Annotated in this window: 9 protein-coding genes; 6 read left to right on the top strand and 3 right to left on the bottom strand. The window is 62.9% G+C overall.

All coding sequences use genetic code 11. The features are described from left to right. Nucleotides 1–96: 96 nt before the first annotated feature. The 6 genes from QN085_RS00470 to QN085_RS00495 all read left to right on the top strand — a co-directional run bounded on the left by QN085_RS00470 (nucleotide 97) and on the right by QN085_RS00495 (nucleotide 8,080). Nucleotides 97–2,385, top strand: coding sequence for an ABC transporter permease family protein (locus QN085_RS00470; RefSeq protein ID WP_023660638.1), 2,289 nt, complete (start codon nucleotides 97–99; stop codon nucleotides 2,383–2,385). 71 nt (nucleotides 2,386–2,456) lie between these two features. Continuing rightward, the gene (pstA, locus tag QN085_RS00475) at nucleotides 2,457–4,073 is read left to right on the top strand and encodes a phosphate ABC transporter permease PstA (protein ID WP_169774682.1); all 1,617 of its coding nucleotides are present in this window, start codon (nucleotides 2,457–2,459) and stop codon (nucleotides 4,071–4,073) included. A gap of 72 nt (nucleotides 4,074–4,145) precedes the next feature. Beyond that, nucleotides 4,146–4,979, top strand: a complete 834-nt coding sequence (pstB, locus tag QN085_RS00480; protein WP_003258171.1) for a phosphate ABC transporter ATP-binding protein PstB — start codon at nucleotides 4,146–4,148, stop codon at nucleotides 4,977–4,979. 168 nt (nucleotides 4,980–5,147) lie between these two features. Beyond that, nucleotides 5,148–5,918, top strand: coding sequence for a phosphate signaling complex protein PhoU (gene phoU, locus QN085_RS00485; protein ID WP_013974818.1), 771 nt, complete (start codon nucleotides 5,148–5,150; stop codon nucleotides 5,916–5,918). Nucleotides 5,919–6,082: 164 nt separating this feature from the next. Continuing rightward, complete coding sequence (locus tag QN085_RS00490; protein ID WP_024087923.1) at nucleotides 6,083–6,985, top strand: response regulator; 903 nt, start codon at nucleotides 6,083–6,085, stop codon at nucleotides 6,983–6,985. 198 nt (nucleotides 6,986–7,183) lie between these two features. Further along, complete coding sequence (locus QN085_RS00495; protein ID WP_013974816.1) at nucleotides 7,184–8,080, top strand: M23 family metallopeptidase; 897 nt, start codon at nucleotides 7,184–7,186, stop codon at nucleotides 8,078–8,080. Between the two features lie 117 nt (nucleotides 8,081–8,197). On the opposite strand, the gene QN085_RS00500 is transcribed toward QN085_RS00495, so the two are convergent. From QN085_RS00500 to phoB, 3 genes are all read right to left on the bottom strand, one after another. After that, a complete protein-coding gene (locus QN085_RS00500) occupies nucleotides 8,198–9,538 on the bottom strand; it encodes a hemolysin family protein (protein ID WP_013974815.1) in 1,341 nt (446 codons plus the stop codon). Nucleotides 9,539–9,711: 173 nt separating this feature from the next. After that, on the bottom strand, nucleotides 9,712–11,019 hold the full coding sequence (gene phoR / locus QN085_RS00505) for a phosphate regulon sensor histidine kinase PhoR (protein ID WP_023661986.1): 1,308 nt from the start codon (nucleotides 11,017–11,019) through the stop codon (nucleotides 9,712–9,714). A gap of 48 nt (nucleotides 11,020–11,067) precedes the next feature. Next, on the bottom strand, nucleotides 11,068–11,757 hold the full coding sequence (gene phoB, locus QN085_RS00510; RefSeq protein WP_003253341.1) for a phosphate regulon transcriptional regulator PhoB: 690 nt from the start codon (nucleotides 11,755–11,757) through the stop codon (nucleotides 11,068–11,070).

Here is an 11,757-nt window from a genome sequence, read left to right on the forward strand (position 1 = left end):
GAAATTTCAGTCCGAAGCCAGGTTTCCTGTGCGGCGGGCTTTCGTGCGTCACCAATTTGTAATGTTTTTGTCACACGGGACCGCTAGGGTGTGCGCATGAATGATCTGGCCAATTCCAACATGACCCAAAACTCCCAGCCCGTGCGGATTGATTTCAATACGCCGGAGTTGCAACGCAAGCGCCGCATGCGCGCGCTAAAGGACCGCCTGACCCGCTGGTATGTACTGGTGGGCGGGCTTGCCGTATTGGCGGCTATCACCCTGATCTTCTTTTATCTGGCCTATGTGGTGCTGCCGCTGTTCCAGGGCGCCGAGCTGACCAGCAAGAAAGCCCTGGAGCCGAGCTGGCTGCAACAGGATGCCGGCAAGCCGCTGATGATCGCGCTTGAAGAGCAGAACCTGGTGGGCATGCGTGTTTCGGACAAGGGCCAGGCACTGTTCTTCGATACCAAGACCGGTAACGAGCTCAAGCGTGTCGACCTGCCACTGCCGGCAGGCACCCAGGTCACTTCGATCAGTGCCGACCAGCCGGGTAGCCCGCTGGTGGTGCTGGGCTTGTCCAATGGCCAGGCACTGGTGTTTCACCACACCTACAAGATCACCTACCCGGACAACAAGAAAACCATCGCCCCCGGCATCGACTACCCGTACGGCGAGCAGCCGTTCGTGCTCGACGAGCAGGGGCGTGCGCTGGATCATGTCAGCGTAAACGTCAATGGCGACACCCTGCTGCTGGCTGGTTCCACCGGCGCGCACCTGCAGGTGGTCGAGTTGACCCGCACCGAAAACATGATGACCGAAGAGGTCACGACCGAGCAGAACCGCATCGAACTGCCGCAGATGACCGAAACGGTGAAGAACATCTTCATCGACCCGCGTCAGCAGTGGCTGTACGTGATCAACGGCCGTGCCACCGCGGACGTGTTCAACCTGCGCGACAAGAGCCTCAACGGCCGCTACAAACTGTCTGAAAGCGCCGACACCGAAATTACCGCCACCGCCCAGCTGGTCGGCGGCATCTCGCTGATCATTGGTGATTCCAAGGGCGGCCTGGCCCAGTGGTTCATGGCCCGTGACCCGGATGGCGAATCGCGCTTCAAGCTGATCCGCACCTTCCAGATGGGCAAGGCCGCGGTCGTACAGATCGACGCCGAAGAGCGCCGCAAGGGCTTCGTCGCCCTCGACGCCGCAGGCGAGCTGGGCGTGTTCCACAGCACCGCGCACCGTACCCTGCTGGTCGAGCCGGCCGCCGAAGGCCCTGGCATTCTGGCCCTGTCGCCACGTGCCAACCGCATCATCATCGAAGAAGGCGGCAAGCTGCTGCCACTTAGCCTGCGCAACCCGCATCCGGAAATTTCCTTCAGCGCGCTGTGGGGCAAAGTTTGGTACGAGAACTACGACGAGCCGAAATACGTCTGGCAATCGACCGCTTCGAACACCGACTTCGAGCCCAAACTGAGCCTGTCGCCGCTGACCTTCGGTACCCTCAAGGCTGCGTTCTACGCCATGATCCTGGCGGCCCCGCTGGCGATCGCCGCGGCCATCTACACCGCCTACTTCATGGCCCCGGGCATGCGCCGCAAGGTCAAGCCGGTGATCGAACTGATGGAAGCGATGCCGACGGTGATCCTCGGCTTCTTCGCCGGCCTGTTCCTGGCCCCGTATCTGGAAGGCCACCTGCCGGGCGTGTTCAGCCTGTTCCTGCTGATGCCGCTCGGTATCCTGCTGGCCGGCTTCGCCTGGACCCGCCTGCCCGAGTCGATTCGCCTGCGTATCCCGGATGGCTGGGAAGCGGCGATCCTGATCCCGGTCATCCTGTTCACCGGGTGGTTCGCCCTGACCATGAGCCCGCACCTCGAGAACTGGTTCTTTGGCGGTGACATGCGCCTGTGGATCACCAACGACCTGGGGATAACCTACGACCAGCGCAATGCCCTGGTCGTGGGTATCGCCATGGGCTTCGCGGTCATCCCGAACATCTACTCCATCGCCGAAGACGCCGTGTTCAGCGTGCCGCGCAGCCTGACCCTGGGCTCCCTGGCCCTGGGAGCGACGCCATGGCAGACCCTGACTCGCGTGGTCATCCTCACCGCCAGCCCAGGTATCTTCTCGGCGCTGATGATCGGCATGGGCCGTGCGGTGGGCGAGACCATGATCGTGCTGATGGCCACCGGCAACACCCCGGTGATGGAGCTGAACCTGTTCGAGGGCATGCGCACCCTGGCCGCCAACGTGGCGGTGGAAATGCCGGAATCGGAAGTCGGCGGCAGCCACTACCGCGTGCTGTTCCTGGCCGCGCTGGTGCTGCTGATGTTCACCTTCATCATGAACACCTTGGCCGAGCTGATTCGCCAGCGTCTGCGCAAGAAATACTCGTCGCTTTGATAGAAAGGTAGCGATCCGTGAAAAAGGATTCCCTCAAAGGCTGGTTCAAGAGCGGCGCCCCAGGCGTCTGGATGAGCGGCGGCGCGGTGGCCATGGCAGTGATCATGACCGTTGGCCTGCTGGCGGTGATTGCCGTGCGCGGCCTGGGCCACTTCTGGCCGGCCGATCTTGTCCAGGCTACCTACAAGGTGCCGGGCCAGGCCGACCATGTCGTCATTGGCGAAGTGGTGCAAAAGGAAGAAGTACCCCGTGCCCGTCTGAAGGGCGCCGGCCTGCCAGTGCCTGACCAAGGCCCGGAGTTCATGACCCGTGAGCTGATCAAGGTGGGCAACCGCGACCTCAACGGCAGCGACTTCACCTGGGTGGTCGGCGACTGGCTGGTCGACGAAAGGCACCCGACCGACCTGGTCGCCCTGGAGCGCCGCGAGTGGGGCAACTTCTACGGCTACCTGGTCAGCATCAAGGAAGAAGGCCGCGTGGTCGCCGAAGGTGCTGCGGCCTGGGTCGAACTGCAGGCCCGCCTCAAGCGCGCCAACCAGCTCAACAGCGAACTGCAAAGCCTCGAAAAGAAAGACATCGGTGCCATCAACCATGGCCTCGAGCGCCTGCGTCTGCAGGCGCGCAAGCTGGAGCTGGACGGCAAGCTGGACGCCGCCGCCCAGGCTGACATGGACGCCGAGCGCGCCGGGCTGAACAGCCGATACAAGGCCATCGAAGACCGCCTGACTGGCCTGCACCAGGCCTTCGCTCGCGACAGCCTGGTGGCCCGCGATGGCAACGGCCGTGAAGTGGAAATCAACCTCAGCAAGGTGGTACACGCCATCCAGCCTAACGCCATGTCGGGGTTCACCAAGCTGGGCACCTACTTCACCAAGGTCTGGGAGTTCCTCAGCGACGACCCGCGTGAAGCCAACACCGAGGGCGGTATCTTCCCGGCCATCTTCGGTACCGTGATGATGACCCTGATCATGGCCGTGATCGTCACCCCGTTCGGTGTGCTGGCTGCCGTGTACCTGCGCGAATACGCCAGACAGGGCCCGGTGACCCGCTTGATCCGCATCGCGGTGAACAACCTGGCTGGTGTGCCCGCGATCGTTTACGGCGTGTTCGGCCTGGGCTTCTTCGTCTACGTGCTGGGCGGCTCGATCGACCGCCTTTTCTTCCCCGAAGCACTGCCGGCGCCAACCCTGGGTACCCCAGGCCTGTTGTGGGCATCGCTGACCCTGGCGCTGCTGGCCGTGCCGGTGGTGATCGTGGCCACCGAGGAAGGCCTGGCGCGTATCCCGCGCACCGTGCGCGAAGGCTCGCTGGCCCTGGGCGCTACCAAGGCCGAGACCCTGTGGAAGATCGTCCTGCCGATGGCCAGCCCGGCGATGATGACCGGCATGATCCTCGCCGTGGCCCGCGCCGCCGGTGAAGTGGCGCCGCTGATGCTGGTGGGTGTGGTAAAGCTGGCTCCATCCCTGCCGGTGGACGGGAACTACCCGTACCTGCACCTGGACCAGAAGATCATGCACCTGGGCTTCCATATCTATGACGTCGGCTTCCAGAGCCCCAACGTAGAAGCCGCGCGGCCGCTGGTATACGCCACGGCGTTGCTGCTGGTGCTGGTGATCGCGGCCCTCAACCTCTCGGCCGTGTGGATCCGTAACCACCTGCGCGAGAAGTACAAGGCCCTCGACAGCTGATCCTGATTGCAAGCGTGCCGCCCGTGAAACGGGCGGCCCTTAGAAACGAATTGTTAGCGTATGGAGTTGACCATGCAGCAAGAATCCCATACCCACGGCATCGACATGTCTGCCCTGGGCCGCGACAAGCAGAGCCTGCGCCTGGCCGAAGAAACCGTAGCCATCGAAGTGCCGGGCCTGAGCCTGTTCTACGGTGACAAACAAGCGCTGTTCGATGTGCAGATGAACATTCCCAAGCAGCGCGTGACCGCCTTTATCGGCCCGTCCGGCTGCGGCAAGTCGACCCTGCTGCGCACCTTCAACCGCATGAACGATCTGGTTGATGGTTGCCGCGTGGAAGGCGCCATCAACCTGTATGGCAATAACATCTACCGCAAGGGCGAAGACGTGGCCGAGCTGCGCCGTCGTGTGGGCATGGTGTTCCAGAAGCCCAACCCGTTCCCAAAGACCATCTACGAAAACGTGGTCTACGGCCTGCGGATCCAGGGCATCAACAAGAAGCGCGTGCTGGACGAAGCGGTCGAATGGGCGCTGAAGGGCGCGGCACTGTGGGACGAGGTCAAGGACCGCCTGCACGATTCGGCACTGGGCCTGTCCGGTGGCCAGCAGCAGCGTCTGGTCATCGCCCGTACCATCGCCGTGGAGCCGGAAGTGCTGCTGCTCGACGAACCGTGCTCGGCACTGGACCCGATCTCGACCCTGAAGGTCGAGGAACTGATCTACGAATTGAAATCCAAGTACACCATCGTCATCGTGACCCACAACATGCAGCAGGCGGCCCGTGTTTCGGACTACACCGCGTTCATGTACATGGGCAAACTGGTCGAATTCGGGGATACCGACACCCTGTTCACCAACCCGGCGAAGAAACAGACCGAAGACTACATCACCGGTCGCTACGGCTAATCGCCGCTCCGGATAGGTGCCTGGCCGCTGTGGGAGCGGGTTTACCCGCGAAGCAGGCGCCGCGGTGTCTGGCACCGGCTTCGCCGGTGTTCGCGGGTAAACCCGCTCCTACAGGCCAGGGAACGAGACGAACAAATTGAAGCTTGCAGCTTCTTCGCGGAGCGAACGATGATCAACAAAGAAAGCCTTACGCATCACATTTCCCAGCAGTTCAACGCCGAGCTCGAAGAGGTGCGTAGTCACCTGCTGGCCATGGGTGGCCTGGTCGAAAAGCAGGTCAACGATGCAGTCACTGCGCTGATCGAAGCCGACTCGGGCCTGGCCCAGCAAGTGCGCGAAGTCGACGAGCAGATCAACCAGATGGAGCGCAACATCGACGAGGAGTGCCTGCGCATCCTCGCCCGTCGTCAGCCGGCGGCCTCCGACCTGCGTCTGATCATCAGCATCTCCAAGTCGGTGATTGACCTGGAGCGCATCGGTGACGAGTCGACCAAGATCGCCCGCCGCGCCATCCAGCTGTGCGAGGAAGGCGAGTCACCGCGCGGCTATGTCGAGGTGCGCCACATCGGCGACCAGGTACGCAACATGGTCCGCGACGCGCTGGATGCCTTTGCCCGCTTCGACGCCGACCTGGCGCTGTCGGTGGCCCAGTACGACAAGACCATCGACCGCGAATACAAGACCGCCCTGCGTGAGCTGGTGACCTACATGATGGAAGACCCGCGCTCGATCTCGCGGGTACTGAGCGTTATCTGGGTCCTGCGTTCGCTGGAGCGTATCGGCGACCATGCGCGCAATATCTCCGAGCTGGTGATCTATCTGGTGCGCGGCACCGACGTGCGTCACATGGGCCTCAAGCGCATGACGGCAGAAGTGCAAGGCACTGCTGTTTCCGACGGCGAAAACGCTAATGTTCCGGCCGAACCTGACGATAAGTAAGGTTGCTCCCGAGCATCGACGCCCGGCCTTGGCCGGGCGTTTTCGTTTGCGGTCGAGGAGCCGGCAGGCACCCGCGAACGATGTGAAGAAGTCCCGGCGTGACCAGGTTGTAGCAAGTGGCCATTATTCGGCGGTAGGCTAGTCGGGATTCAGAAGGAGTATCGATGAGTAAAGTGAATGTGCTGGTCGTGGATGACGCCCCGTTTATCCGTGATCTGGTCCGCAAATGCCTGCGCAATGCCTTCCCGGGCATGACCATCGACGACGCCGTCAACGGTCGCAAGGCAATGGCCATGCTGGGCAAGGAAGCGTTCGACCTGGTTCTGTGCGACTGGGAAATGCCGGAAATGTCCGGCCTGGAACTGCTCACCTGGTGCCGCCAGCAGCCTGAGTTGAAGAACCTGCAATTCATCATGGTGACCAGCCGTGGCGACAAGGAAAACGTCATCCAGGCGATTCAGGCGGGCGTTTCCGATTTTGTCGGCAAGCCATTCACCAACGAGCAATTGCTGACCAAGGTGAAAAAGGCCCTGACCAAGATCGGCAAGCTCGACAGCCTGATGTCCAGCGGCCCGGCACGGGCCAACTCGGCGTTCGCCAATGACTCGCTGAATGCGCTGACAGCCGGCAAGCCTGAAGCGGTGAAGGTCGCGGCGCCAGCTCCGGCACCTGCAACCGCACCCGCCAGGCCAGTGGCCAATGCCCCCCGGCCCGCCACTCCCGCGCCGACCGGTCGTGGCCAGGGCCAGTTGCGCCTGGCCGGCGGCATGCAGCCGTGCGTGATCAAGGCGCTGAGCCTGAAAGAGGCGCTGCTGGTGGTGCGCCGTGGCGAAGCGCTTCCCCAAGTACTGGAAGGCGCAGTGTTGGACCTGGAACAGGGCGAGAACGCCGAAGTTGCGCGCCTGAACGGCTACCTGCATGCCGTCGCGGCACTGGAACCCAAGCCTGACAGTGACTGGTTGCAACTGACCTTCAAGTTCGTCGATCAGGATGCCCAGAAGCTCGACTACCTGTCGCGGCTGATTGCCCGCGGGACGGCGCAGAAGCATTTCACCCCGGGCGCCTGAGTAATGACTACTGGCTCCATTGCGGGCAAGCCAGCTCCCACAGGTACAGCGTCAACTTCTGGCCTTGTGCATTTCCTGTAGGAGCTGGCTTGCCGGCAATGGGGCCAGTCCTGTTGACGCCATCCGACCAACTGTCATACCCGTCACAAAACCCCCTGCTAGGCTTCGACAGATCGCAACTGTCAAAAAGCCACTATCATGCCCGCCCGCCTGCTGCTGTTCTGTGCATTGCTCATGGCCTCGGCGTCGAGCCTGGGCATGACCATTTACGAGATCACCGATGATGGCCGTGTGACCTCCTATTCCGACCGGCCCGGCCCCGGTGCCAAAACCTTTGTGCGGCGCGTACCTATGGTCGAGGTGCCCGAAGGCCAGGTTCTGCTGAACGCGATAACCTTCAACGGCGGCGTGAGCTTTTCGGCCCGCAACCAGCTACACGTGCCAGTGGAGGTGGAGTTGCGCCTGGACAACCTGGTGAATGCACAAGGTGGCAATGCCCCGCGTACCGTGCGCCGGGTACTGCCGCCGCGCACCACGCAAATGCTAAGCGTGCTCAGGGGGCGCCCCGGGATGCTGCTGAACTACCGCTCGACCCTGCTACAGGCCATGGGCGACCCGGGCAAGCGGCCCCAGGGCTTCCGCTATGCATTCCCCTGGATTGGCGGGCCGTTCCGCGTGACCCAGGGCCCCAATGGCCGGGTCAGTCATTTTGGGCCCAAGGGGCGTTACGCCATGGACATCGCCATGCCCGAAGGCACCACCATCATCGCGGCGCGGGAAGGGGTGGTGGTGAAGACGGAGAACAGCCAGAGCGGGCGCGGCCCCAACCCCTCGGGCAATTTCGTCAGGATCCTGCACCCGGACGGTACCATGGGCGTCTACCTGCACCTGATGCGCGGGTCGGTGGTAGTGGCGGAGGGGCAACGAGTGCGGCAGGGGCAGATGCTGGCCAAGTCGGGCAATACCGGCAACAGTACCGGGCCCCACCTGCATTTCGTGGTGCAGCGCAATGTGGGGTTGGCGCTGGAGTCGATACCTTATCGGTTCGACAGGCCGATTGGTGGGTTGCCTGACTTTACCGCGGGTAACCCCTGAGATTTTTGGGGCCGCTTTGCGGCCCTATCGCGACACAAGGCCGCTCCTACAGGGATACGCGAACCCCTGTGGGAGCGGCCTTGCGTCGCGATGGGCTGCAAAGCAGCCCCCTGGCCCTCAATCCAGCTTGAGTACCTTGGCCAGCACGATCTTCGGCCCTTTCATCTTCTTGATGATGATGCGCAGCCCTTCGACCTCCAGCACTTCCTCTTCTTCAGGCACGCGCTTGAGCGTCTCGTAGACCAGACCGGCGAGGGTTTCCGCCTCGATATGGTCAAGGTCGACGCCCAGCAGGCGCTCGACCTTGAACAGCGGCGTGTCGCCACGCACCAGCAGCTTGCCCGGCTGGTAGGCGAGGATGCCGCGCTCTGTCTTGCGGTGCTCGTCCTGGATATCGCCCACCAGCACTTCCAGCACATCTTCCATGGTCAGGTAGCCAATCACCTTGCCATCGGCTTCCTCCACCAGCACGAAGTGCGCGCCGCCCTTGCGGAACTGCTCCAGCAACTGCGCCAGCGGCATGTGCCGCGACACACGCTCCAGCGGCCTGGCCAGGTCGTCGAGGTCGATGGTTTCGGGCAAGTGCTCGAGTTCGGCCAGTTCCAGCAGCAGGTCCTTGATATGCAGCAGGCCGGTGAACTCCTCACGCTCGGCGTCGTACACCGGGTAGCGGCTGAACTTGTGGCGGCGCACCAAGGCAAGTATCTGCTTCAACGGCGCATGGGCGTCGATGCTGACCATGTCCTCGCGCGAGTTGGCCCAGTCGACCACCTCCAGCTCGCCCATTTCCACGGCAGAGGCCAGCACGCGCATGCCCTGGTCGCTCGGGTCCTGGCCACGGCTGGAGTGCAGGATCAGCTTGAGTTCTTCACGGCTGTAGTGGTGCTCGTGATGCGGGCCGGGCTCGCCCTGGCCAGCAATGCGCAGGATGGTGTTGGCGCTGGCATTGAGCAGGTAGATGGCCGGGTACATCACCCAGTAGAACAGGTACAGCGGCACGGCGGTCCAAAGCGACAGCAGTTCTGGCTTGCGGATGGCCCAGGACTTGGGCGCCAGCTCACCGACCACGATGTGCAGGTACGAAATGACGAAGAAGGCGACGAAGAACGAGATCGCCTTGATCAGCTCGGGCGTGTCCACGCCAAGGTATGCCAGCAGCGGCTCGAGCAGATGGGCGAACGCCGGTTCACCGACCCAGCCAAGGCCCAGCGAGGCGAGGGTGATGCCCAGCTGGCAGGCCGACAGATAGGCGTCGAGCTGGTTGTGCACCTTGCGCAGGATGCTGCCACGCCAGCCATGCAACTCGGCGATGGACTCGACGCGGGTAGCGCGCAGCTTGACCATCGCGAACTCGGCGGCAACGAAGAAGCCGTTGAGCAGCACCAGGAGCAAGGCAAAGATGATCATGCCGAAATCGGCGAATAACGAGGTGAGGCTGATACCAGGGGAAGGGTCCATGATGGAGTTTTTACGGGGTCCGTCTTCGAGATAGAGAGAAAAAAAGTGCCAGCTCTTGCTGGCACAGGGGGTCCAATGTAGCGGCTGGTGCGGTAAAAGCAAAGGGTGGCGGACTTATTGCGGTCCCTGTGGGAGCGGGCGTGCCCGCGAAGGGCTGCGCAGCAGCCCCGATCTCAAGCCTTGCCGTTGGCCAATTGTGCTGGTGCGAAGTGACAGGTAAACGTACTGCCATGCCCTGGCACGCTGCTGATCTCCAGCTTGCCGCGGTGGCGCATCAGCACATGCTTGACGATCGCCAGCCCCAGCCCGGTGCCCCCGGTATTCGACGCACGGCTGGAGTCGACCCGGTAGAAGCGCTCGGTCAGACGTGGCAGGTGCTTGGCATCGATGCCCACCCCCGAGTCCTGCACCGACAGGTGTGCGCCCTGGGCATCGGCCCACCAGCGAATCCGGATGCTGCCTTCGTCCTGGGTGTACTTGACCGCGTTGAACACCAGGTTGGAAAAGGCACTGCGCAGCTCGGACTCGCTGCCCTTCAACTGCACACCGGGCGCGGCTTCAAGGGTGATGCGCTGTTTGCGGGGCCCGGACAGAGCCTGGGCGTCGTTCTTGATCGCGCAGAGCAAGGCATCGACCGCCACCGGGTGGTTGTCCGACGGATAGTCGGTGGCCTCAAGCTTGGCCAGCAGCAACAGGTCGTTGAGCAGTGTCTGCATGCGTGAGCCTTGCTGGCTCATCTGTTGCAGGGCTCGGCTCCAGCGCGGGTTCACGTCCTCGACGTTGTCCAGCAGGGTTTCCAGGTAGCCGGTGATGACCGTCAGCGGCGTGCGCAGCTCGTGGGACACGTTGGCGACGAAGTCCTTGCGCATCTGCTCCAGCTGGTGGATGCGGGTAACGTCGCGCACCAGCATCAGGTGCTCGTTGTTGCCGTAGCGGGTGATGTGCAACTGCACGCGCATGCGGTCGTTGATCGGCGAAGGGATTTCCAGCGGCTCGAGGTAGTTTCCTGCCTCGAAGTACTCCTTGAAGCGCGGGTGGCGCACCAGGTTGGTCACCTGCTGGCCGCCGTCCTGTGGGGTCTTGAAGCCCAGCAGGGTCTCGGCGGCGCGGTTCCACCATTCCAGGTTGCCATCGCTGTCGAGCATGATCACTGCGTCTCGCAGTGCGGCAGTAGACTCCTGCACCCTGTCGATCACCGCCTGCAGGCGGCCGCGTACACGCTGGTCGCGGCGTTGCAGGTGGTAGATGCTGTCGAACACCTCGCCCCACAGCCCGTAGCCATCGGGCGGTGCTTCGTCGGGTTGGTGGTTGCGCAGCCAGTCATGCAGGCGCAGCAGTTGCTTGAGGGTCCAGCCCAGGTAGAGCGCCAGGCCGATGGCCAGGCTCCAGCCATAGTAGCCACTGACCAGTCCACCGATCAGGCAGACGGTAATCAGCAGCAGCAGGTGGCGAATCAGGGTCGCGTGCCAGTTCTGGTTCAATTGACGGTCCTTGTACAACGACGTGCAGCTTGGCGCCTTTCAGCTCGATCAGCTCTTGGTCGAGAAGCGGTAGCCGGTGCCCCGGACGGTTTGTACCAGATTTTCGTAGGCTTCACCCAGCGCCTTGCGCAGGCGGCGGATGTGTACGTCGACGGTGCGTTCCTCGACATAGACGTTACCGCCCCATACCTGGTCCAGCAGTTGGCCACGGGTGTAGGCGCGCTCCTGGTGGGTCATGAAGAACTGCAGCAGACGGTATTCGGTAGGGCCCATCTCGGCTGGCTTGCCGTCGATGGTCACGCGGTGGCTGATCGGGTCGAGCAGCAGGCCACCGACTTCGATCGGTGCCTCGCTATCGCTCGGGCCGGTGCGGCGCAGCACGGCTTTCAGGCGGGCGACCAGCTCGCGTGGTGAGAAAGGCTTGGTGATGTAGTCGTCGGCACCCACTTCCAGGCCTTGGATCTTGTTGTCCTCTTCACCCTTGGCGGTGAGCATGATGATCGGGATGTCGCCGGTCAGCTCGTCGCGCTTGAGGCGGCGGGCCAACTCGATGCCGGAGGTGCCTGGCAGCATCCAGTCGAGCAGGATCAGGTCCGGTTTGCGGTCGACGATGATCGCGTGGGCCTGTTGGGAGTTTTCCGCTTCCAGGCAGTCATAGCCGGCCATTTCCAGGGCAACGGCGATCATCTCGCGAATTGGTGCTTCGTCGTCGACGATCAGAATGTTCCTGCCAACCAT

Origin of the sequence: Pseudomonas sp. M2(2023) (assembly GCF_030263955.1) — a bacterium.
Lineage (GTDB): Bacteria > Pseudomonadota > Gammaproteobacteria > Pseudomonadales > Pseudomonadaceae > Aquipseudomonas > Aquipseudomonas asiatica.